This window comes from Marinobacter sp. V34, from assembly GCF_055524115.1.
Window position 1 is genome coordinate 425,416 of the sequence record NZ_JBUPZY010000001.1, and the last position, 22,898, is coordinate 448,313.

18 protein-coding genes are annotated in these 22,898 nt (G+C 53.1%); 17 read left to right on the forward strand and 1 reads right to left on the reverse strand.

Going from position 1 to position 22,898, the window contains the following annotated elements:
• Positions 1-93 precede the first annotated feature (93 nt).
• The 9 genes from thrS (at position 94) to AC0B60_RS02105 (ending at position 7,956) form a co-directional block, all read left to right on the forward strand.
• A complete protein-coding gene (gene thrS, locus AC0B60_RS02065; RefSeq protein WP_465083588.1) occupies positions 94-2,019 on the forward strand; it encodes a threonine--tRNA ligase in 1,926 nt (641 codons plus the stop codon).
• Entirely contained in the window at positions 2,016-2,558 is a 543-nt protein-coding gene (infC, locus tag AC0B60_RS02070; RefSeq protein WP_075195579.1) for a translation initiation factor IF-3, read from the forward strand. Before thrS ends, infC begins: the two co-directional genes overlap by 4 nt.
• Before the next feature lie 93 nt (positions 2,559-2,651).
• Positions 2,652-2,843, forward strand: a complete 192-nt coding sequence (rpmI, locus tag AC0B60_RS02075) for a 50S ribosomal protein L35 (RefSeq protein ID WP_007151842.1) — start codon at positions 2,652-2,654, stop codon at positions 2,841-2,843.
• Between the two features lie 50 nt (positions 2,844-2,893).
• Entirely contained in the window at positions 2,894-3,247 is a 354-nt protein-coding gene (rplT, locus tag AC0B60_RS02080) for a 50S ribosomal protein L20 (RefSeq protein ID WP_007151841.1), read from the forward strand.
• Positions 3,248-3,386: 139 nt separating this feature from the next.
• Positions 3,387-4,385: a phenylalanine--tRNA ligase subunit alpha gene (gene pheS / locus AC0B60_RS02085; protein ID WP_465083593.1), complete on the forward strand. Its 999-nt coding sequence runs from the start codon at positions 3,387-3,389 to the stop codon at positions 4,383-4,385.
• 59 nt (positions 4,386-4,444) lie between these two features.
• Positions 4,445-6,817: a phenylalanine--tRNA ligase subunit beta gene (gene pheT / locus AC0B60_RS02090; protein ID WP_465083595.1), complete on the forward strand. Its 2,373-nt coding sequence runs from the start codon at positions 4,445-4,447 to the stop codon at positions 6,815-6,817.
• Positions 6,818-6,820: 3 nt separating this feature from the next.
• Complete coding sequence (gene ihfA / locus AC0B60_RS02095) at positions 6,821-7,123, forward strand: integration host factor subunit alpha (RefSeq protein ID WP_007151838.1); 303 nt, start codon at positions 6,821-6,823, stop codon at positions 7,121-7,123.
• Positions 7,104-7,469: a MerR family transcriptional regulator gene (locus tag AC0B60_RS02100; protein WP_036204624.1), complete on the forward strand. Its 366-nt coding sequence runs from the start codon at positions 7,104-7,106 to the stop codon at positions 7,467-7,469. Before ihfA ends, AC0B60_RS02100 begins: the two co-directional genes overlap by 20 nt.
• 115 nt (positions 7,470-7,584) lie before the next feature.
• A complete protein-coding gene (locus tag AC0B60_RS02105) occupies positions 7,585-7,956 on the forward strand; it encodes a VOC family protein (protein ID WP_465083598.1) in 372 nt (123 codons plus the stop codon).
• A 39-nt stretch (positions 7,957-7,995) separates the two neighbouring features.
• Here AC0B60_RS02105 and AC0B60_RS02110 read toward each other — a convergent pair whose 3' ends face one another.
• Positions 7,996-11,298 (reverse strand): ATP-binding protein, encoded by a 3,303-nt coding sequence (locus AC0B60_RS02110; RefSeq protein ID WP_465083600.1) that lies wholly within the window; start codon positions 11,296-11,298, stop codon positions 7,996-7,998.
• 13 nt (positions 11,299-11,311) lie between these two features.
• On the opposite strand from AC0B60_RS02110, the gene AC0B60_RS02115 reads away from it, so the two are divergent.
• The 8 genes from AC0B60_RS02115 to AC0B60_RS02150 all read left to right on the forward strand — a co-directional run bounded on the left by AC0B60_RS02115 (position 11,312) and on the right by AC0B60_RS02150 (position 22,898).
• The gene (locus AC0B60_RS02115; RefSeq protein WP_465083602.1) at positions 11,312-12,142 is read left to right on the forward strand and encodes a phosphate/phosphite/phosphonate ABC transporter substrate-binding protein; all 831 of its coding nucleotides are present in this window, start codon (positions 11,312-11,314) and stop codon (positions 12,140-12,142) included.
• 48 nt (positions 12,143-12,190) lie between these two features.
• On the forward strand, positions 12,191-14,521 hold the full coding sequence (locus AC0B60_RS02120) for a response regulator (protein WP_465083604.1): 2,331 nt from the start codon (positions 12,191-12,193) through the stop codon (positions 14,519-14,521).
• 32 nt (positions 14,522-14,553) lie between these two features.
• On the forward strand, positions 14,554-15,999 hold the full coding sequence (locus AC0B60_RS02125; protein ID WP_465083605.1) for a sigma-54-dependent transcriptional regulator: 1,446 nt from the start codon (positions 14,554-14,556) through the stop codon (positions 15,997-15,999).
• Between the two features lie 251 nt (positions 16,000-16,250).
• Positions 16,251-18,329, forward strand: a complete 2,079-nt coding sequence (locus AC0B60_RS02130) for a putative bifunctional diguanylate cyclase/phosphodiesterase (protein ID WP_465083607.1) — start codon at positions 16,251-16,253, stop codon at positions 18,327-18,329.
• Between the two features lie 348 nt (positions 18,330-18,677).
• The gene (locus tag AC0B60_RS02135) at positions 18,678-19,058 is read left to right on the forward strand and encodes a hypothetical protein (RefSeq protein ID WP_465083609.1); all 381 of its coding nucleotides are present in this window, start codon (positions 18,678-18,680) and stop codon (positions 19,056-19,058) included.
• 72 nt (positions 19,059-19,130) lie between these two features.
• The gene (locus tag AC0B60_RS02140) at positions 19,131-19,901 is read left to right on the forward strand and encodes a hypothetical protein (protein WP_465083611.1); all 771 of its coding nucleotides are present in this window, start codon (positions 19,131-19,133) and stop codon (positions 19,899-19,901) included.
• 448 nt (positions 19,902-20,349) lie between these two features.
• A complete protein-coding gene (locus tag AC0B60_RS02145; RefSeq protein WP_465083612.1) occupies positions 20,350-20,916 on the forward strand; it encodes an OmpA family protein in 567 nt (188 codons plus the stop codon).
• The gene (locus AC0B60_RS02150) at positions 20,913-22,898 is read left to right on the forward strand and encodes a pilus assembly protein N-terminal domain-containing protein (RefSeq protein WP_465083613.1); all 1,986 of its coding nucleotides are present in this window, start codon (positions 20,913-20,915) and stop codon (positions 22,896-22,898) included. The genes AC0B60_RS02145 and AC0B60_RS02150 overlap by 4 nt, the downstream gene beginning before the upstream one ends.

Sequence of the window (22,898 nt, forward strand, 5' to 3'; positions counted from 1 at the left end):
CTCCTGCCCGCAACGGTCCGCGGTTTGTATCGCGGCCAACCGTCAACATGTGGTCTTTGGTACGGATCACCTCTGAGCCCCTAGGAGCCTATTATGCCTGTCGTTACCCTGCCAGATGGCAGTCACCGCAGTTTTGCCGAATCTGTTACCGTTCACGATGTCGCCGCAGACATTGGCGCCGGGCTTGCCAAGGCCGCCATTGCCGGCCGTGTTAATGGCAAGTTAGTCGATACCAGTTTCCCTATTGAAGAAGACGCTGATCTCGCCATTGTTACCGAGCGGGACGAAGACGGTGTCGACATTATCCGTCACTCCACGGCTCACCTTTTGGCCATGGCCGTCAAGGAGCTGTTTCCATCTGCCCAGGTAACCATAGGCCCGGTGGTGGACAACGGGTTCTATTACGATTTCAAATTTGACCGGCCGTTTACCAACGAAGATCTGAGCCGGATCGAAAAGCGTATGGAAGAGCTTGCGAAGCAGGACATCCCGGTGTCCCGCTCGGTGATGTCCCGCGACGAGGCCGTCCGTCTGTTTGATGAGATGGGTGAGGAATACAAGGTTCGTATTATCGAGGACATCCCTGGCGAGGAGGATCTATCCTTCTACCGCCAGGGTGACTTTATCGATCTGTGTCGTGGCCCCCACGTGCCCAATACTGGCAAGCTCAAGGCCTTCAAGCTGACCAAGGTTGCCGGTGCCTATTGGCGCGGTGATACCAGCAATGAGCAATTGCAGAGGGTGTATGGTACCGCCTGGGGTAACAAGAAGGACCTGAAGGCCTATCTGCATCGTCTGGAAGAGGCCGAGAAGCGTGACCATCGCAAGATCGGCAAGAAACTGAGCCTGTTCCACATGCAGGAAGAGGCGCCGGGCATGGTGTTCTGGCATCCAGACGGCTGGTCCCTGTACCAGGAAATTGAGCAATACATGCGTCGCAAGCAGCATGAACACGGTTACCAGGAAATCAAGACACCGCAGGTGGTTTCCAGGGCGCTCTGGGAGAAGTCAGGGCATTGGGACAAGTTCAAAGACGACATGTTCACCACGGAATCCGAGAAACACGATTACGCCATCAAGCCGATGAACTGCCCTTGCCATGTTCAGGTTTTCAATCAGGGCCTGAAAAGCTACAAGGACCTGCCACTGCGGCTGGCGGAGTTTGGTTCCTGTCACCGCAACGAGGCATCGGGAGCACTGCACGGCCTGATGCGGGTGCGCGGGTTTACCCAGGACGACGCCCACATTTTCTGCGAAGAGGACGCCATTCAGCAGGAAGTGTCTGACTTTATCGGGATGCTCCACGAGATTTATGCGGATTTCGGGTATACGGAAATTCTTTACAAGCTTTCAACCCGTCCTGAAAAGCGGGTTGGCTCGGACGAGGTCTGGGACAAGGCAGAAGCTGCGCTGGAAGAAGCCCTGAACCGGGAAGGTGTCGATTGGGAGCTTTTGCCAGGTGAGGGTGCCTTTTATGGCCCGAAAATCGAGTTTTCGCTGAAAGACTGCATCGGTCGAGTGTGGCAATGTGGTACCATTCAGGTCGATTTTTCCATGCCGGGGCGGTTGGGCGCCCAATATGTGGCGGACAACTCTGAGCGTAAAACACCGGTGATGTTGCACCGGGCGGTTCTTGGCTCGTTCGAGCGCTTTATCGGTATCCTCATCGAGGAATACGAGGGTGCCTTCCCGACATGGCTTGCACCAACGCAGATCGCGGTACTGAATATTACCGACAATCAGCGGAATTATTGCCAGAATCTTGCGAAAAAATGGGATTCTCTTGGCTATAGGGTTAATGCTGACTTGAGAAACGAGAAGATCGGCTTTAAAATCCGCGAGCATACTATTAACAAAGTTCCCTTCCTTGTTGTTATCGGCGACAAAGAAGTTGAAAACAACGCTGTTGCGGTGAGAACCCGCAAGGGTGAGGATCTGGGAACTTTATCGCTGGAAGCGTTTGAGCAGCTGATGGCTGACGAAATCAATCGCAAAGGCAGAACCAAAACGGAGATCTGATTATTAAACAGCGAGCGAATCGGGGGCGCACTCCAAAAGCGCCGATCAACGAGAACATTGACGCAACTGAAGTCCGTCTGATCGATGCCGAAGGCAATCAGGTCGGTGTCGTACCGATTGAAGATGCACTCAAGCAGGCTGAAGAAGCGTCTCTTGACCTGGTTCAGGTTACGGATTCCGATCCGATCGTCTGTAAGATAATGGACTACGGCAAGAAAATCTTCGATGAGAAGAAGGCCAAAGCGGCTGCCAAGAAAAAGCAGAAGCAGACGCAGGTCAAAGAGCTTAAGTTCCGACCAGGAACTGAAGAAGGGGATTATCAGGTCAAACTACGCAACCTGGTACGTTTCCTTGAAAACGGGGACCGCGGCAAAATTACTATTCGCTTCCGTGGGCGTGAGATGGCACACCAGGAAATTGGTATGAAGCTCATGAACAGGATTGAAGTGGATATTGAAGAGCTTGCCCAGGTAGAACAGCGGCCGAAAATGGAAGGCCGCCAGATGACCATGGTAGTGGCCCCCCGTAAAAAGAAGTGAACCTGATCCGGTGTTGATCCCCCGCGGTCGCGGGGGATTTGTCGTTCAGGGGCACATTGATATCACTTAAAAACAGAATGCGGAGTTTTAAAAATGCCCAAGATGAAAACCAAAAGCGGGGCCACTAAGCGGTTCAAGAAAACCGCGACTGGCTTTAAGCATAAGCAATCCTTCACCAGTCATATCCTGACCAAGAAGAGCCCGAAGCGTAAGCGTCAGCTCCGTGGTACCAAGCTGATTGCCAAGTCCGATGTGGCTTCAATCAAGCGTATGACGGCGTGCTGATTCAGCCGCTAGCCATTTCTTTTCAGGTTTAAAGGTAGAAGGATTAACGTATGCCTCGCGTAAAACGTGGTGTGGTTGCACGCCGTCGTCATAAAAAGATTCTCAGTCAGGCCAAGGGTTATTACGGAGCGCGTAGCCGCGTCTTCCGCGTAGCCAAACAGGCGGTTATCAAGGCCGGTCAGTACGCTTACCGCGACCGTCGTAACCGTAAGCGCTCGTTCCGCGCACTGTGGATCGCCCGTATCAATGCTGGCGCCCGTGCTAACGGCCTGTCTTACAGCCGTCTGATTGCTGGCCTGAAGAAGGCCAATGTTGAGATCGACCGTAAGGTTCTGGCCGACTTGGCTATGAACGAACAGCAGGCGTTTACCGCTGTTGTTGAGAAGGCCAAAGCGTCTCTGTGATCGCTTAGCTCTTTCATCGGTTAACCGATCGATTCAGGCGTCTCCATGGTTTCATGAAGACGCCTTCTGATAGGGGAAGGGCGCGCTCTTCCCCTATTTTTGTTTAGAGTGATTCCATTTCTGGATTGGAGCAGGGGCAATGGAAAACCTGAATCAACTCGTTCAGGACGGCCTGGCGGCGGTTGAAAGTGCCGACAGTTTGCAGGCACTGGATCAGATTCGTGTTGAATACCTTGGCAAGAAGGGTGTGATTACCCAGCAGGCGAAGACACTGGGCAAGCTGTCTGCGGAAGAGCGTCCCGCCGCCGGCCAGAAGATCAACGAAGCCAAGGGGCAGGTGGAGCAGGCCATCAACGCCCGCCGAACGAACCTTGAACGTGCCGCCATTGAACAGAAGCTCGCCAGTGAATCCATTGATGTAACGCTTCCCGGGCGAGGCCAGGACCTGGGCGGCCTACATCCGGTTACCCGAACTCTTCAGCGTATTGAGCAGTTTTTCTCCCGTGCGGGCTATACGGTGGAGCAGGGGCCGGAAATCGAAGATGACTATCACAACTTCGAAGCTCTCAATATTCCCGGCCACCATCCCGCCCGTGCGATGCATGACACGTTTTACTTCAATCCTGGCACATTGCTGCGAACCCATACTTCACCGGTTCAGATTCGCACCATGGAAGATGGCAAGCCACCGTTTCGGATGATTTGCCCCGGTCGTGTCTATCGCTGCGATTCTGATATGACCCACACCCCGATGTTCCACCAGGTGGAAGGATTGTTGGTCGAGAAGGACGTTAGTTTCGCGGACCTGAAGAGCACCGTTGAGGAATTCCTGCGGGTATTCTTCGAGCGCGACCTGGAAGTACGTTTCCGTCCATCTTATTTCCCATTCACGGAGCCGTCTGCCGAGGTGGATATCGAGTGGGGGCGCGAAGAGGATGGCAGCATCAAGTGGCTGGAAGTGATGGGCTGCGGCATGGTTCATCCTAAAGTATTCGAGCATTGCGGTATCGACGCCGAGGAATACCGTGGCTTTGCGTTTGGTCTGGGCGTTGAGCGTCTTGCCATGCTTCGCTATGGCGTGAAGGACTTGCGAATGTTCTTCGAGAACGATCTCCGCTTCCTGCGGCAGTTCCGCTGAACACGCCATCAAGGTAAACGAATTAACAGGCAACACCGCATCAGAACAAGGCAGATACCATGAAATTCAGTGAGCAGTGGCTACGTGAATGGGTTAATCCGGCGAATGATACCCAGGCATTGATGGATCAGATCACCATGGCGGGTCTGGAAGTTGACGGATTTGAGCCGGTAGCCGGGAAGTTCAGTGGCATTGTTGTGGGTGAGGTTGTGTCGGTATCCCCTCATCCCGATGCGGATAAGCTTCGGGTCTGTCAGGTTAATAACGGCACTGAAACTGTCCAGGTTGTTTGTGGTGCACCCAATGTCCGCGACGGCCTGAAAGTCCCTTTTGCCGTAGTCGGGGCGGTGTTGCCGGGTGATTTCAGGATCAAGAAGGCCAAGCTGCGTGGGCAGTCTTCAGAGGGAATGCTGTGCTCCGAGTCAGAGCTTGGTGTTTCTGACAGCCATGACGGCCTGATGGAATTGCCTGACGATGCGCCGGTGGGTCAGGAGCTGAGTGAGTTTCTCAAGTTGAACGATGTCACCATCGACGTGGACCTGACACCGAATCGCAGTGATTGCCTGTCGATCAAAGGCATTGCCCGGGAAGTCGGGGTACTGAACAGTCTTGTGGTTGAGGGGCCCGAAATTCTCCCCGTGGAATCAGTGCACTCAGAGGTGCCTGACATCGCCGTGAAAGACCCCGAAGGTTGCCCCCGGTATCTGGGGAGAATCCTGCGCAATGTGGATCTGAGTATTGAGTCTCCGCTCTGGATGCAGGAAAAGCTTCGCCGCTCCGGGATCCGCTCCATCGACGCTGCGGTGGATGTTACCAACTATGTGATGCTTGAACTGGGTCAGCCCCTGCACGCCTTTGACCGTGAGGAAATAGAGGGCGGTATTGTTGTGCGCCGGGCAACGCAGGGTGAAAAGTTGGTATTGCTGGATGGTCAGGAAGTGGAACTGACCCCGGACACCCTGGTTATCGCGGATCACGCCAAGCCGATAGCGATTGCCGGTGTGATGGGTGGCGAGCATTCCGGAGTCAGTGAGCGAACCCGCGATCTGATCCTTGAGGCGGCTTATTTTGAGCCGATCACTCTGGCAGGTAAGGCGCGCCACTATGGCCTTCACACGGACGCTTCACATCGGTTTGAGCGAGGGGTGGACTACAACCTTGCCCGCGATGCTATGGAGCGCGCGACGGCCCTGCTGATGTCCATTGTTGGTGGCGAGCCAGGGGATATTGTAGAGGTTGTCAGTAAACAGGACCTGCCTGAGGACCGCACTGTGGACCTTCGGGAGAAGCGTGTTGCCGACGTGTTGGGGCTGGAGATTGACCGCACTACGGTGGAAGAGATACTCACCAGGTTGGGGTTGCACATCGACAAACTGCTGAAGGACGGTTGGCGCGTGCACGTGCCGAGTTTCCGCCCGGATATCAGTATCGAAGAGGACCTGATCGAAGAGATTGGACGGATATACGGTTACAACAACCTGCCGGTCACCGAGCCCACCGGCTCACTCGGCCTTCGCCCGCAGGAAGAGGCTGTCCGCCCGGTATCGGCTATCCAGAACTATTTCGTGGCATGTGGATACCAGGAAGCGATCACCTACAGCTTTGTAGACCCGAAAGTTCAGGGTCTGGTTGACCCCGAGCGGGAGGGCATTGCGCTGGCAAACCCGATTTCGTCGGATCTGTCCGTTATGCGCACCAGCCTCTGGAGCGGACTCCTGAAAACGGTGGCCTACAACCAGAATCGTCAGCAGCCGCGAATCCGCTTGTTCGAAACCGGTCTCCGCTTCGTTAAGGATGGCGATCGGATTGATCAGCAGCCCATGCTTGCGGGCGTGATTGCAGGTGGGCAGTTGCCAGAGAACTGGGTGAACGGTCGCAGAAACGCCGATTTCTTTGACGTAAAAGGAGAATTGGAGAGTCTGTTCCAGCTCCTTGGTATTGAGGTGCAGTTCCTCGCAAGTCAGCACCCCGCACTGCATCCGGGCCAGACGGCGGAATTGATCCGGGACGGAGAACATGTAGGCTGGCTAGGCACATTGCACCCACAAGTGCAGAAAAAACTGGAACTTAATGGCACGATTCTGATGTTTGAGCTATTCTTGAATTCGGTCGTTTCTGGATATGTGCCTAATTTCAAAGATATTTCAAAATTCCCAGAAGTTCGGCGGGATTTGGCTATTATTATCGGAAGCGACGTGGGGTTCGCAGACGTCGAGCGTGTAGCGAAAAAACACGCCGGGGAGCACCTCACGGCTTTGCGTGCGTTTGATGTTTATGAAGGTGAAAGCCTGGGTGAAGGCAATCGAAGCCTTGCTCTCAGCCTGTTCTGGCAGCATCCCGAACGCACACTAAATGAAGAAGAGGTGCATTCGCTCTTCAACGGTGTGATCGACGCACTGCGCGAAGAGCTGGGGGCAACACTGAGGAGTTAGCAGATGGCGGCTTTGACGAAAGCGGAGATGGCAGAGCGGTTGTACGAGGAATTGGGTCTCAACAAACGTGAAGCCAAGGAAATGGTGGAAGCTTTTTTCGACGAGATCAGAGGCGCTCTCAGCCACAACGAACAGGTGAAGCTGTCGGGATTTGGTAACTTTGATTTGCGTGACAAGAAGCAACGTCCGGGACGGAACCCGAAAACCGGTGAGGAAATTCCGATCAGTGCACGGCGCGTTGTTACCTTCCGCCCAGGACAAAAACTAAAACAGAAAGTAGAAGCGTATGCTGGAACCCAGTCATAACAACGAATTACCCACAATACCGGGTAAGCGTTATTTCACCATCGGTGAAGTTGCCGAACTTTGCGCGGTAAAAGCGCACGTGCTCAGATACTGGGAGCAGGAGTTCCCTCAGCTTTCTCCGGTCAAGCGCCGTGGCAACCGCCGCTACTATCAGCGTGCCGATGTCATTACCATCCGCCAGATTCGTAGCCTGTTGTATGACCAGGGCTACACCATTGGCGGGGCCAAGCAGAAGCTCAGCAGCCACGAGGTGAAAGACGATACCTCCCAGTACAAGCAGCTGATCCGGCAGATGATTACCGAACTGGAAGATGTTCTCGACGTGCTCAATACGCCGGTGAAGTGAGACGTTTTGAAGCTGAAAGCCGAAGGTCCGCCTTCGGCTTTTTTGTAGGTGGCAGTCGCTGAAATGAACAAATGGGTCGTATGATTGACCGGCACTCACATCGGAGAGGAACAACATGATTGGATACGTAACGATTGGCGTCAGTGATATGTCTCGAGCCAAGGCCTTCTATTCGGAACTGCTGGGGGATATCGGCGCTAAAGTCCTTCTGGATATGGGCCGCATTGCGTTTATTGGGGAGAGTATGAAGGCGCCGATGCTGGCTGTGTGCACCCCCTACGATGGCGAACCCAATCAACCGGGCAATGGCAATATGGTCGCCATTCACACAGGGTCCAAGGAGGCGGTAGATGCCCGCTACAAGCGAGCGTTGGAGTTAGGTGCGAGCTGTGACGGCGAGCCTGGCCAGCGGATCCCTGACCAGTTTTACGGGGCCTATGTAAGAGACCTCGATGGAAATAAACTGGCCTTTTTCCACTTCGGTTAGTCTGAATCCTTAAGGCACGTTGGTTTTCATGTGTTTGCGTCATTGTTCCTGAAGCAATGCCCATTTGTTGAGCATTTTCAGCAAATTGTATTTTGTCACGGGTTTAGATAGATAGTCGTCCATACCCGCCTCCAGGAACTTGTCCTGATCGCCAGGCATGGCATTCGCGGTCAGGGCAATAATGGCTTTGTCGCTCATTCGACCATCGCTACGAATGATTCTCGTGGCTTCCAGCCCATCCATTTCAGGCATGAAAATATCCATCAGGACAATGTCGTAATCCAGTCTTTTGATCGCCTCGACTGCCTCCAGACCGTTGCCGACCACATCCGCGATGTACCCGGTATCTGCGAGCATGGCCTTGAACACTATCTGGTTGGCAGGGGAGTCCTCTGCAATTAATACCCTGAGTGGTTCACCACTACATGGAAGCGGCGACAGGTCCACTATTTGCAGTTCTTCGTTGCCAAGGGATGACGGGGACTCTGAAATAACCGAGAGCGGAATCTCAAATTTAAAGACCGCACCTTTGTCAGGTTTGCCCCGGGCCGTAATAGTGCCGCCCATTGCAGAAACAAGGCGTTTGCAGATCGCCAGTCCCAGTCCGGTGCCTTCATGCCGTCGAGACGCTGTAGAGTCCAATTGGCTGAATGGCTGGAACAATGCCTCTGCTTGGCCATCGGAAAAACCGACACCAGTATCCGCAATGCTGAATATAAAATGATCGGGCGTCGATCTGAATCCGCTCAGTGAGACGGATCCCTCATCCGTAAACTTGATCCCATTGCTTAACAGGTTCATGAGAATCTGCTGAATGCGCCCAGCATCACCTTCAACGATCACGTTAGCCTGCTCACTGAGGTCATCAATGAGAGTCAGGCCTTTCTGATGAGCTTTTGTTTCGGATATTTTCAGTGTTTTCCGGATCAGCTGGGCAAGGTTGAAATGGTTCACTTCCAGTTCAACCTTCCCCGCCTCCATTTTCGACAGGTCGAGAAGCTCGTTCAGCAGGCTCAGCAAGTGTTCGGCCGATTCGTAGGTTGTATCAATAAACTCCTGGTTCTTCTGGCTAAGATTTCCGCTGGTCTGAACAAGATGAAGGAGACCGAGAATGGCGTTCATCGGGGTGCGTAGTTCGTGGCTTACGGTGGCAAGAAAGCGGGTTTTTGCCTGATTTGCGTTCTCGGCCCGGCTTTTTTCTTTGGCCAGTTCATGTTCCTTGTTCTTTAACTCAGAAATGTCTGTATAGGAGATGATGGTACCGCCGGAGGGGACCCTGGATTCCTCAGCACGTAACCAGCGCCCGGAGCGGAGATGGAGTTCGATGACGCCAGAGTCAAACTGACGGTGTTGTTGCAGCCGTTTGTCTATGTACTCTTGTCTGCTGCGGGGTGAATCGTCTTCCAGAACATAGCGGTTGGCTTCCACGCTTTCTCTGAGGAGGTCTTCGAAGCGCGTTCCGAGCGATATCAACTGTTCAGGTACGGCAAAGAACTCACGGTATTTCTGGTTGCACCGAACAAGCCTGTCCTCGCCATTGAACACTGCAAAGCCGTCTGGCAACGATTCAATGGCATCCTTGAAACGGGCATTGCTGCGATTTAGGTCTTCCTTGGCTTTATCAACGGCGCTGGCATAGCGAAAGGGTAGGCGGAGCACAAAGTAAACCAGGCAGGCAACAATCAGCGCGAGGCTCGCAGCAAACGCCCAGCGGGCCACAGGGACGTTAGTCAACGTGGTTGCCTCTGGCGCCGCAATGGCTATCTGCCAACTTCCTGAAGGCAGGGCCACATCTGCACTGAGATTGTGTCCGTCAAAGATCTCTGGAGAGCCATAAAATACGTCTCCGTTGGCACCCAGACCATTTCGGCCGCGGATCGCGATATTGCGATCTGGTGCCAGGTCGTTAAATCCAGCTTCTTCCAACAGAGGAGGCAAGTCTACGAGTACGGTTGCAAAACCCCAGAAGTTATCCGTTCCGGACCGGGAGTCTGTAACGAAAATAGGACGACGGCCAATAAGCGCGGTGCCCCCTTGAAGGAGCTCGAGAGGCCCCGCCACCCACAACTGCTTGGTTTCTATGGCTTTCAATGCAGCCATCCTTCGGTTCGGGTCCTCTAAAAGGTTGTGTCCAACGGCAGCCCGGTTAGTCGGTTCGGGCCACAGATACGTGACGATCCCGTCTGGCGCCAGTTGCAGGCTGCGAATACCTGTCAGGCTATTGCCGAGATCTGCAGCGAAGTTCTGAAAGCTATCCCGATCTATTCGGGCATTGCCGGACCGCACATAGCCCGCGAGTCCGTGTGTCAGGTGGAGACGAGCATTCACTTCGGTTTCCAGCCGCCCGCGAACGTTAAACAGCGTTTCAGACAGCGACGCCTGCTTCTGGAGGCGTTTGTTTTCAAGTTCATTCAGGAATTCCGCCTGTGCCACCAGCATAATGACGGAAAAAACCAGTGCCGAGATGATCAGTGCCACCGAGCGCTGTGAAATGAAGGAGCCAATCCTTTGCAAGGTGCGGCCGAACTGTTCGTCTTCGGTTGGCACATCTACGTCCTTTGGTGGTTGCTCACGAATTTCCCTATCAACCATCTCAGCAAGCTGCTTCAGAAGAAGACGATGGTTCTCTTTAAAAGGCCTGGGATGCTGGTCAATTATGCAAATGGCTCCCACCGCATGGCCGTCCGGTGAATGAATGGGGTGGCCAGCATAGAAGCGTAAGTGCATGTCACCCGTAACGAGAGGGTTGTCGAGGAACCGTGGATCCATGGAGGCGTCCTCGACGACCAGCATCGAGTCCGCAGTAACGGCATGGGAGCAGAAAGACACGCTTCTGGGAGTCTCGGTCTCGTCGGTTCCAATACTGGATTTGAACCACTGTCGATCTTCTTCCACAAGCGTTATAAGCGCAATCGGCACATCAAATAGCGCCCGGGCGATGGTCGTCAGGCGATCAAAACGTTGCTCAGGTGGACTGTCCATCAACTCCAGTTGCCGGAGTGCTATCAGTCTTTCCCTTTCATTGTTGTACGGAGACGTTTCAGTCATCGGGACGTTTCCTTTTAGTGACATAGTCTTCTCGCGGTGAGATAGGCGAGTTTCAGGTGTATGTGCAAGAGCAGTGCCATAGCTCCGTAATTCGTTGCGGCGGCTACGTGTGTATGGGAAAGCCCATATATGCGTTGCAATCTGATTTGCATATTGCGAATTGAAATGCGCGTTGACGCAGATTAGGGAGCAATTTGAATCGGAAACTGCGGAATATTCCGGATATGCGATAGTTGGACCGAAAAGTGCTTTGCAAACTTCATTGAGTGAGTGGCGAGGCTGCCACGGCCCCATTGGAGTCAACGTTATGAGGTTAGGTGTAGGGTGGTTAGTGCCAGTGATACTTGGTCTGTGGCTGCCATTAAGTGAACATGCCGTGGCGGAGGTGGATGAATCGGCCGTGTTAACGTTCGGTGTTGTTCCGCAACAGGCCAGTGAAAAACTGGCCAGAGACTGGGTTCCCTTAATGAAACTGCTTTCTGACACGGTCGGGCGGCCTATTCGCTTTGCAACCGCCCCAGACATTCCCGAGTTTGAGCGGCGGCTATCTATGGGGGCTTATGATGTTGCCTATATGAATCCATATCACTTCATTACCATCGGCGAGGGAGTTGGTTATCAAGCCCTTGCCCGTCAGAAAAATCATAAGCTTCGCGGAATTATTGTCGTATCGCGTGATCTTCGTTTTGAGTCAGTGGATGAACTCGCGGGAGAGTCCATTGCCTTTCCAGCGCCTATGGCATTCGCCGCCACTCTGGTGACTCGTTCGCATCTCAACACCCATGCGCCGGGATACAGGCCAACGTATGTTAACTCGCATGACTCTGTTTACCGCGGGGTGGCAGATGGATTGTTTGCCGCGGGGGGTGGCATTGTCAGAACCCTTCGGGAGGTAGCCCCGGATATCCAGGAAAAACTTGAAGTGCTGTGGTTGTCGCCGGGTTATACCAGCCATGCGATTGCAACGCACCCGCGGGTGTCTGAGGAGCTACGAGGACGGCTGGCGAATGCGTTTCTGACGCTTTCGGATGACGAGCTTGGGCAAAAACTGTTGCAAGCCCTTGGAATGAGCGGATTCCAGTCAGCCGCCAACTCGGACTGGGATGATGTCCGGCAGTTGGATTTCAGTACACGGTGACTGACTGGTTTTCAGTGTTTGTCTTGATTCGGTGGGAGACTCGTCAACATGTCCTTCAGGTGGAAGACCATTCTGGGTATTGGTCTGATTGAGCTGGTCTTCCTGTCACTACTGATCTGGCAAGCCTCTAGCTATCTTCGTGAGTCCAATGAAGATGCCATACTGGCGCGTGCTCGTGACACGCTGATGCTGGCGAGTTCTGTGATTACCAAATCAATGATTGCCTATGATCTGGCGAGCCTTGAAGAGCAGGCTGGGCAGATTCTGAAGGTGGAAGGCGTTGAGTATGTCCGAATCACCGGATTTGACCGGGTTCTGGTGTCAGTGGGATCTGAGCAGGATAGCGAGCGCACGCCAGACGGTACATTGGCAGAAGCTGAGGACGGTATTTTTGACCAGGCCCATGAGCTGATTGTCGCAGACCAGGTATTCGGTACGCTCGAAATTGGCATGTCTGTTCGTGAATTGAAGCAAACGTTGACTCAGGCTCAATTCCGATTCTATGGGATTGCTGCAGCGGAACTTGTCCTGGTGGCGTTGTGTTCCTGGATTCTCGCGAATTACCTTACGGGTAAGCTTAATAGGCTGAGGCGGGCCGCACAGGCACTTGCAGGCGGTGGGTTTCGAAAGCCCATACCCGTTAAAGGGGGCGATGAGCTTGCTGAGGCGCTGGTAGCTTTCAATACTATGGCTGAGGCTTTGCAGGAACGCGAAATGGCCCTGAAAACCAAGAACAATCAACTGGTTGAGTCGAACCAGAAATTAATTGCCCGGGAAAAGGAGCTTCTGGATGCGAAACACTTGGCCGAACAGGCGTCGTTGGCAAAATCCCGTTTTCTTACTCATATGAGCCACGAGATCCGGTCCCCTCTAAATGCCGTGCTGGGTTCGCTTGCCGTGATGATGGATCGTATTCAGCCCCACGATCCCAATGAGCGATTTATCCGACTCGCGCGTGGTTCCGGTGATGCATTGCTCCAAGTGGTGAATGAAGTTCTGGATTTTTCAAAAATTGAAGCGGGGTATATCAACTTCGATCAACATCGTTTCAGCATCAGGGAACTGCTCGAAGAAATTGAAAGTTCAGTGGGAGTGCGTCGATTCGACAGTCAGGTCCCTATTAACCGAGTGGTAGATGAGCATGTGCCAGGCATTATTCTTGCCGATTGCGACCACTTGAGGCAGGTGTTGACGATCTTGTTGGATAACGCCTGTAAGTTTACGGGGGCTGGCAATGTCCTGATGCGGGTAGGCGTGGATAGAGTGCCGACGGAGTCCATTGGCGGATTGCTGACGGTTGAGGTTAGCGACACGGGGCCCGGCATACCTCCGGATCAGGTGGAGACCGTTTTTCTTGAATTCGAGCAGGTTGATCCAGCCCGGGATTCTGGCCTTGGCGGGTCCGGACTAGGATTGGCTATTGCGCGACAGCTTACTGAGGGTATGGGCGGTGAAATCCGTGTAGAAAGCGAAGTCTCGGTCGGTACATCGTTCTTTGTGACAGTTCCTTTTTCGACATCGGAAGCACCTCTGGCAAATACCGCGAAAACGGTAGGAGCGGATCACACCTCCGGAGTAATGGCAGAGCCAGATACCGCTGCGGTCGTCAATCGAAGGTTGTCTGTACTTATTGTCGACGATGTTGAAGCCAACGTATTGATCGCATCAGAAATGTTAAAAAATGAGGGCTTTGAAGTGCACGCTGCGCAGGACGGAGTCGAAGCAGTCGATATGGCATCGGCAAGTCAGTATGACGTTATTCTCATGGATATAAGAATGCCGCGCCTTAATGGATTGGAGGCGACCCGGCGTATCCGTGAGAGTGGTGGGATAAACTCCATGACACCGATAATCGCGTTGACGGCCAACGCCGAGAAAACCGAAGTTCGACGCTGCAAAGAAGCGGGTATGGACGACTTTATCAGCAAGCCGTTTGCACGGGAGCGCCTTATCCAATCAATCCATCAATGTGTTCAGAGTGCTGCGAGAATCGATATGAAACAACAAGCATCAGGCAAGACGACTGAATTGCTGTCAGCGACTGTTTTACAACAACTGGCCCGGGATACCTCCGCCGAAGCACTTCCCAAGATGATCACGGTATTTCAGGGAGAGATGAGCAAGCGGGTCAAGCTAATCAACCGTTGTTTCGATGATGGCGACGTGAGCGAGTTGAGAGAGCAGGCTCATGCCCTTAAAAGTTGTGCCGGCACCTTTGGTGGTCTGCGTCTCCAGGAATTGGCAAAGTTTCTGGAGGAGGCCGCTGATGCTGGCAATACCCAAGAGTTATCCACATTGATTGAAGAGCTCGCAGAAGTGGCAGAGCAAACTCTGATTGAATACGCTGAGTATCAGAAGGATCTCGGGCGTGCGTTCTGATTTTTGGATCAACTTCTGTGAAAGGAACTGTAATGGCGAATAATGTCCGGCCCAGAGTGTTACTTGTGGAAGACAGCCCTTCCAACTCACTGGTTTATCAGAGCTACCTGGAGGTAACTTACGACGTTGACGTTGCTCACACGGGGCACGATGCGTTTATTTGTCTTGGTAAACAGGAATACCAGGCGCTGATAACGGACGTTCGCCTGCCGGATACCACGGGCTTGGACATCCTTGATCGTGTTCAGTCAGACACTCCGGATCTACCAGTTGTTGTGATCACCGCCCACGGTTCCGTGGATATGGTGGTAGACGCGATGCAACGCGGCGCTGCGGATTTCATCACCAAGCCGTTCGACAAGGCCAGACTTAACGTTACGCTCGCTAATATTTTCAAGAAGCAAAAGCTCGAAGACGTTGTAGCGGAATATGAAAAGTCTTTCGTTCGTGAGCAGTTCCACAGGATGATTGGTTCCTCGTTGCCGATGCAGAGTGTCTATCGGATTATCGAAAGCTCGGCCCAAAGTCGTGCGTCGGTCTTCATTACGGGCGAGAGTGGAACGGGAAAGGAGCTGTGTGCCGAGGCTCTGCACGCTGAAAGTGATCGTTCAGACAAGCCGTTTGTGGCTTTGAACTGTGCTGCCATTCCCCGCGATCTTATTGAAAGCGAGATTTTTGGGCATCTGAAAGGAGCCTTTACCGGTGCATCGTCTTCACGTGAAGGGGCCGCCCTTCGGGCAGATGGCGGGACTCTCTTCCTTGATGAAATCGGTGAAATGCCCCTGGATCTGCAAAGCAAGTTACTTCGCCTGATTCAGTCGGGAACGTTTCAGCCGGTTGGCAGCAGCAAGGAAGTCGCTGTTGATGTCCGCTTTGTCTGTGCGACTAACCGTAACCCTCTGATCGAGGTGCGGGAAGGCCGTTTCCGCGAAGACCTCTATTATCGCCTGCATGTCATCCCGATACAGATGCCACCACTCCGGGACCGGGGTAACGATATCCTGCTCATTGCCCGTTCGCTGTTGATTCAATATTCAGACGATGAGGGCAAGTCTTTCCGCTCTTTCAGTCGGGAGGTGGAATCCTTCCTGGAACGGAGTCGCTGGCAAGGGAACGTGCGGGAACTCAGCAATATCATTCGCAATGTGGTCGTTCTGAACGATGGCGAAACCGTGACCATGGCAATGTTACCGTCCACCATGACTGACACATGCCACTCGATTCCGGAAGTGCCACAGCACGTTGATACAGGGCTGTTCAATTCGGTTCAGGCCGCTATTCCTTCCGTATTGCCGGAACAGGGGAGTGACGAAACCACTCTCGGCAACAACCGGATACTGCCGTTATGGCAGGAGGAAAAGCGCATTATTGAGGCTGCAATTGCGCAATGCGACGGTAATGTGCCCAAAGCGGCAGCGTTTCTTGAAATCAGTGCGTCCACCATCTACCGGAAGCGCCTGCAATGGGAAAAGATGTAGGTTTCTGACACGCAATTCGATTCGCATTTTGCAGCGACCTCAAAGGAGGCGGTTCGAAGATGGTGTCGTGGCCCCTATCTTTCTGATAAATAATGATTTTAATAGCTGGCACGTAATCTGCTGAGGCTGTGTCAGGCGCCAGAAAACAAGGCTTCTGGCAATTGATGATTCATCAGTGGAGCACTGACATGCAAACCGCAATTTCGAGTAGTGATCGCCTCCTATCTTCACGAGGCCCGGAGCCTTCCCGTTTGCTGGTTGTCGACGATGATTCCGCTATTCGGATTGTTTCGCGTCTTGCGTTGGAATATTCAGGCTTCAGCGTTACCGAAGCCTGTGACGGCTACACTGCCTTGAGTTGGCTAAAGTCTCATCGTTTCGATGCGATTCTTCTGGACGCTCGAATGCCGGGCATCGATGGATTTGAAACCTGCCGACAAATGCGCGAAAGACTGGGAACGGACCCTGTCCCCATCGTGATCGCTACAGGGTTGGATGATGACGTATCTATCCAGACCGCTTTTGACTGTGGTGCCACTGATTTTGCGCCCAAGCCTCTTAACTGGCAGATAATCATCCAGCGCCTGCGTGCCTTGATCCGCGCTCGCGAAGCCAGCAATCACCTCAATGGGCGAAGCCTTCAGATTTCCTCGATGTTGAAAACGTCTTCCGAAGCTGTCCTGACTATGGACCGCAATGGCGTGATTCAGGAGCAAAAGCACACCGAAAAACTTCCTGAAGCGGTGAAAAAAATGTTTCGACCAGGATGCGCGTTTTTCGATTTGCTGCCGATTGAGTGTTCAGAGCGAGTTGCAAAAGCCTGGGAAAATGCAGTGAACGGCGACAGCATTGATGAGTTCATGCTTCAGTTTGATGCGAACGGTTCCGATATGAATATTCACGGACGGTTTATCGCCGGTGTCGAAAACGAAATGCTGTGCCTGCTCCAGGATCAAACTGAAGCTTTTGTTACCGAACGAAAAATGTATGAACTGGCCTATGCGGACCCGTGCACAGGTATCGCCAATGAAAAGCGTCTCATTTCAGAACTCACGCTGCGCCTGAAACAGGAGAGGGACGGTGGTCCCAGCACGGTGTTGATTCGTTGTGCCACGTCCGATTTCCAGGACTTTGAACCACGACTAGGACGTTCCGGGCTTAATAAACTTGCCTGCACCATCGTTGGTCGCATTAATAGCCGTGTAACAGAGTTCGCTAAAGATACCTCATTGGTTCTTATTGAACCGCCGCTCGTCGCCCGTATCTCGGAATCGCATTACGCGATTGCCCTTTCCGGAGAGGGCATTAGGGGAGACAACATCGAGGAATTGGCGCAGAGCCTTCTCAGCGTGCTCACTAATTGTGTCGAGATCGATGGGTTTTCATGTCCAATGGGCTGGAAGATTGGCATTGCAACCAGCACCGGAACAACCTCACCAGATGCCTTGCTGAGCGCCACCGCGTATGCCATTCAATCCGGTTTGGCGGTCAATGGAAGTGATCGTATCCGTTTCTATAATTCCGGTGTTCAGGAGGATATTGGCAGGGCGATGGAACTTGAGAGACTGCTTCGTAAAGACATTGCGGCAGGGGCTCTTGAAGTGTATTACCAGCCAAAGTTTGCGTTGTCTGATCGGTCGTTAATCGGTATGGAGGCGTTGGTTCGCTGGAACAGCCTGGAATTGGGGCCTGTCTCTCCAGCGCATTTCATTCCGCTGGCTGAACAGGCGGGTTTAATCATACCGCTGAGTCACTTCGTCATCGAAACGGTTCTTGATCAGATTGTGCATTGGCACGAAGAAGGGAGCCCTGCCGTTCCCGTTTCCATCAACATCTCAGGTCACCACCTCAACAGCCAAACGATTGTTGAGGAACTGATGGCTGGTATTGAGCAGCGAGACATTCCCTGCCATCTTGTGGAACTGGAGGTGACCGAAAGCATCATGATCGAAGGCGCTGGCAGGGCGCTGGCCAATCTTCATGAACTCCGGAAAAAGGGAGTTCGCATTTCAATTGATGACTTTGGTACCGGCTACTCATCTCTCAGTTACTTGCGAGAGTTGCCGATTGACTGTCTCAAAATCGACCGTAGTTTCGTGAATAGCATTGCCAGTGACCCAACCGCACACGCCATCGCGAAGGCGATTATCACCATCGGGCATGAAGTAGGCCTCCATGTCATTGCCGAAGGCGTGGAGACACCAGAGCAGATGGCCTGCCTTAAGGACGCGAAATGCGACTCTGTTCAGGGATACCTGACCGGACGGCCCGTAGACAGTGATCACTTTGACGTATTCTTTGGCGGATATGTTCCTCGTTCAACCCACTGATTGACGCAACCCTCGAAATCTTTGCGACGGCCAGGGAAGGGCCGTCGTCAACCATCTGAAACATCACTCTCGTCAAGTCTCCAGGTCCCTGCCCGGTGGGGGATCTCCCACGGTCCCAACCTTCGAACGTTTTAAACTCTCATCGCCAGGCCGGGTACTGCAAGTAGCTTTGCAATTTGCTACCCAATCAGCAAGTGCCAGTTTTCATAGTACTTTTAATCTCCGGATAACGTTCTAACTCTTTGATTGTAAATACAATAAAAAGTTGGCATTGAGTGTGCATTGAATAATTTGTGAGACACACTTCACACCCAACTTAAAACCAGAGCATAGTTTGAGGTAAATACAATGAAAAACATTCAAGTTAGCAAGCTGCCACGTAAGCAAGCGGGTTTTGTGATGACCACCGAGCTGGTCCTTCTTTCTACTGTCATGGTTGTCGGACTCGTTGCCGGGATGGTGACGATGCGGGATGCGTTGACCGCAGAAATGGAGGATGTTGCTGAAGCCATCGGTCATCTCGACCAGACCTACGCGTTTAACGGTATCGTAAATGGTCAAAAAACCGCAGCCATTGAAGGTTCTGTCTTTGGCGACGCGACTGACACCAACGCGGGTGATGATGTCGAGTTCACCTTTGTGGCCGCAACGCCGCTTGAGGGTGCTTCGACCGCAGCGAGCCTGGGTGCCAGCTCCTCAGCAAATACAGGCACTGTAAACACGCCGTAAGCTGAAGATAGATGACACGCCGCGGCGCTCTATGGTCGCGGCTGCTTTAAGCTCGAAATTCGGGGGTGGATCATGAAAAAGAAACTGACCGGAAGTACTACCGCCGCCATCAGCATGTTTCTGATTTCCGGAGTGTTTGCCAGTGTGCTTGGTGCAAGGCAGTTTGAGCGCTTCACTACTCATGAGGTACTTGGGCTCAATGGCGACTGGCCGGCAGGTGTATCTCTGCAACCGGCAATGCTGAAAAAAATCCGGGTTGATAAAGAGGTATCCGGAATTCCAGACCCACGGAAGGTTGTGGGGCTGACATTAAATGCTGCCAAGAAAGACGGCGAAATCCTTCGGCCTGGCGAACTCAAGCGTGCGAGGAAATCATGGCTGGCGCAACAGGTTCCTGACGGCAAAGTCCTTTACACGATGGTTCCTCAGCCAGGATCTATACCCTATACCCAGTTAAGAAACGGCGACTCGTTCGATGTTATTGCCACGGGGCGCGGAGGCGTTCGAACGGTAGCGCGAGATGTAAGATTGATCGGAGTCTCCGGTGGCCGCACAACAGGCAACAACACGGCGCTCGATCAGGGCGGTCTTTTCGGGCTGGCAAGCTCGAAGCCTGCACCCCGCGAGAAAGGTGTCTCTTTAGTGGTGGCGGTTGCGCCAGAGTATGTCTATCCGCTGGCACATATTAATCCGCAGGAAAAAGTATCCATTGTGCTTCATGGAGAAACCTCGGAAGTCTCAAGTCAAAGAGCGCACATTGATCCCCAGCCGACCCATCGACAGATTGAAGTCGTGTCCGGATTGAAAAGGAAGACCATTTCAGTGGCGATATCGGATCCATAAATAACGGTGTAGAGCCGGGCGTTCTCCCTCGTTCATTCTCAAGATTGGCGGCCGATGTATCAGGCCGCTTTTTTTATTTTCCTATTCGCTTTGCATTATGCAAATGCCTTGTGCAAAACGCTAAATCGTTTGTTCCATAATTTTCATGCCATTGATTTTTAAAGATAAAAAATTGATCACAATGTGGCATGCAACCTGCAAATTCCATGGAAGATGAGAACAACCAACAATTTCAGAGGTGTATAAAGTGAGGAGTTGTCACATGGTGAAGCCCGGCTGTTTATGCCTAGTGCTCTTGAGTGCCGGATGCGGACATATTCATCCCGCCATAGTTGACCTTCCGGAACAGACCCGGATTGAGGTTACCCAAGCCCGAAACATCTCGACTCACAGAGTCCTGGCGCAAGATATTGACTACCCGGACCGGGAAGGTACGGGACAGCCTATAGTGAACCGTCAGTGGGTTGCTCCCGGATGTCGGTTGCAGTTCTATACGCTGAACCATCGCCGGGCGAAGGATCACGAGTCGCCACTACAACGGTATCTCAATGACGGGATAGGTCCCGAAGCCGGTTACCTGTCGACCTACCAACGCCACGTTATTCGTTCCACCTTTGAACCGGGGATGTCCATGCTTTCAGAAGCCCTGAAAGCAGATCTGGAATGGTTTGCTCAATCGCTCACAGCTAACTCGGTTCTACCTCATGTTGTTGTTATTGGTCACGCCAGCAGTAGAGGTTCGGAAGGCTTTAACAACGCACTTTCTGAAGCCAGGGCTCGCAATACAACTCGTTACCTGATCCTGAACGGTATCTCTCCGGAGCACATTCATGTTGTCGCTGCGGGTGAGTCAATTCCACCGGCCTACGAAGACCCGGTTGTGTTGCATGAACGTAGTCGCCGGGTTGAACTCGCTACCTTTGTTCGTGCTCCTGAACCCAGGGGAGGTAGGTCAGATTGTCGCTCTCAAACTAACAGGATGGTTTCCGTCGCTAACTCAAGGGACACATTATGAGAGATCTACCGGTTTTTGCTGCCTGGCCCGGACTTCTGCTCTTGGCGCTGGCTTTGGTGTCGGTGTCCGCGCAGGGCGGTCTTGTCTATCTTGAAGACGCGACTGGTCGCCATACGTCGGAGAATCGATCCCTTATTCAATGGACCCATTCCCGGCTTGTATTTGACAGGGGAATTGAGCGGGTTGCCGTGGGCCAGGCTAAAACCCTCGAAGTAGAGGTGCTCGGAGGTAAGGAGCTGCTCCTCTTAGCCAAAGAGGTTGGGCGAACCACGTTGATCGTATGGTATCAGGGTGGCGAGACTGAAACGTTCCTGTTCAGCGTGACGGAAGACCTGTCGATACTGAAAGGAGCACTCAGGGATATTCACCCGGATATCCGGCTTGAGCTTGCACCGGACCGTCCTGCTCTGACATTGCGTGGTCGAGTACCCAGTGTCGATTTCAAGATTGCTGCTGAGGCTGCCGCCACTCACTATCTTGGCGCCAGTACCGACCGCAGGCGCCAGCAGGGTCGACTGCCGGGAGTTGGTGGGCAGACACTGGATAATAACCCGCTCCACATTCTAAGCCAGGTACAACAGTCACCGGGTGACGCTTTCCGGCTCAATGCGCAACATCTTTCTCAGAGCAGCCGGATTGCGATTATCAATCTGATTCAGATAGAAGAGCTCCCTGCCACCTTCGAATCAAAGATCCTCGAGGCTATCAGGCCAATGGGGGCTGGTAATGTGAAGATCCGCCGGGTGGTGCGTGGTGTGGTGCCCGATGATGTCCAGGATACGTTCATTCTGGAAGGGGAAGTCCGCGACCAGGTAACGCTGACGCGCGTACTCAATGTTGCCTCGAAGCTACTCCTGAATACCAGGGATGGTGCCACGGCCAACGGAGCACTGGTTGCCCTGACTGACGAGGCAGGCGGGCTTATAGGGGCAGGTGGAGGCGGTGTTGCCAACTTGTCCAATGCATTCGGCAATGGTCTGGGTTCCTCTGCCGGAGGCGGCCAGGGCAATCGGATCAAGTCGAACGTTGGGCGATCAAAGTTGATTTCGGTGGGTAATGGCCGTTTGTTGTCGGTCATTGAGGTTGGGGATTTACCGCAGGTGCGGGTTGCCGTTCAGATACACGAAATCAATCGTAACCGCATGTTTCGCTGGAGGCCCGATCTGTCGCTGGTGAGCGAGGGCTACAACACCAACGGACTGTTCTCGCTCGGAGGTCTGTCTTCACGCACCGCAGACAGTTCGATGGTTGAAAATGCTCTCCAGATTCTGGGTGGCACCTTGACCAACAATCTGCAAATCGGTGGAAGTGATGCAGCGTTTGATCTGCTGTTTTCACTGATGGAGCAGGATGGTATCTCCAGAACGTTGTCGCGCCCCAACCTGACGGTGATGGCAGGCGAATCCGCAGTGTTCAGTGTGGGTGGCGAAGTGCCGGTGCCAACGGCATTTGCCCCCAGCGGCCTGAAGTCTGGCGATGAGGTGGCGGCCAATACCCCGGGTGTCTTTAGTGGCACATCGTTCAAGTCTTTTGGTGTTGAGCTCAGTGTGCGCGCCATGGTGGATGAAGATGACCGCATTACGCTTGACATTAATCCGACGATTTCCGCGCCGGATACGTTATTGACGCAGCAAATCAGTCAGAGCACAGGCAGCAGTCTGAATTCCACCGCCTTCAACACGCGCAGTATTCGCACCACCACCCGTTTGAGTGACGGCCAGCCATTGATTCTGGGTGGCCTGATCTATCGAGAACAATCGACTCGGAACGATCACACCCCAGGCTTGCACGATATACCACTGATTGGTCAGCTCGCCGAAGCGACGTCAAAAAGTGAGCAGGACCGTGAACTGGTCATCGTGGTCACACCGACACTGATTCGGGAACCGAACGGGCTGATTCATCAATGGGCTTTCCCAGCGGTCACTGATATCGCTGATCGAACGCTATCGCTGTCTTCGCATGGTTACCAGGAGAATTGA

Excerpts from the sequence above, each read along its gene's own strand:
- AC0B60_RS02140 (WP_465083611.1), top strand. The coding sequence starts at position 19,131 with ATGAAAAAGAAACTGACCGGAAGTACTACCGCCGCCATCAGCATGTTT.
- rplT (WP_007151841.1), top strand. The coding sequence starts at position 2,894 with ATGCCTCGCGTAAAACGTGGTGTGGTTGCACGCCGTCGTCATAAAAAG.
- rpmI (WP_007151842.1), top strand. The coding sequence starts at position 2,652 with ATGCCCAAGATGAAAACCAAAAGCGGGGCCACTAAGCGGTTCAAGAAA.
- pheS (WP_465083593.1), top strand. The coding sequence starts at position 3,387 with ATGGAAAACCTGAATCAACTCGTTCAGGACGGCCTGGCGGCGGTTGAA.
- AC0B60_RS02120 (WP_465083604.1), top strand. The coding sequence starts at position 12,191 with ATGTCCTTCAGGTGGAAGACCATTCTGGGTATTGGTCTGATTGAGCTG.
- AC0B60_RS02110 (WP_465083600.1), bottom strand. The coding sequence starts at position 11,298 with ATGGGGCCGTGGCAGCCTCGCCACTCACTCAATGAAGTTTGCAAAGCA.
- AC0B60_RS02125 (WP_465083605.1), top strand. The coding sequence starts at position 14,554 with ATGGCGAATAATGTCCGGCCCAGAGTGTTACTTGTGGAAGACAGCCCT.
- ihfA (WP_007151838.1), top strand. The coding sequence starts at position 6,821 with ATGGCGGCTTTGACGAAAGCGGAGATGGCAGAGCGGTTGTACGAGGAA.
- pheT (WP_465083595.1), top strand. The coding sequence starts at position 4,445 with ATGAAATTCAGTGAGCAGTGGCTACGTGAATGGGTTAATCCGGCGAAT.
- AC0B60_RS02135 (WP_465083609.1), top strand. The coding sequence starts at position 18,678 with ATGAAAAACATTCAAGTTAGCAAGCTGCCACGTAAGCAAGCGGGTTTT.
- thrS (WP_465083588.1), top strand. The coding sequence starts at position 94 with ATGCCTGTCGTTACCCTGCCAGATGGCAGTCACCGCAGTTTTGCCGAA.
- AC0B60_RS02100 (WP_036204624.1), top strand. The coding sequence starts at position 7,104 with ATGCTGGAACCCAGTCATAACAACGAATTACCCACAATACCGGGTAAG.
- AC0B60_RS02105 (WP_465083598.1), top strand. The coding sequence starts at position 7,585 with ATGATTGGATACGTAACGATTGGCGTCAGTGATATGTCTCGAGCCAAG.
- AC0B60_RS02150 (WP_465083613.1), top strand. The coding sequence starts at position 20,913 with ATGAGAGATCTACCGGTTTTTGCTGCCTGGCCCGGACTTCTGCTCTTG.
- AC0B60_RS02115 (WP_465083602.1), top strand. The coding sequence starts at position 11,312 with ATGAGGTTAGGTGTAGGGTGGTTAGTGCCAGTGATACTTGGTCTGTGG.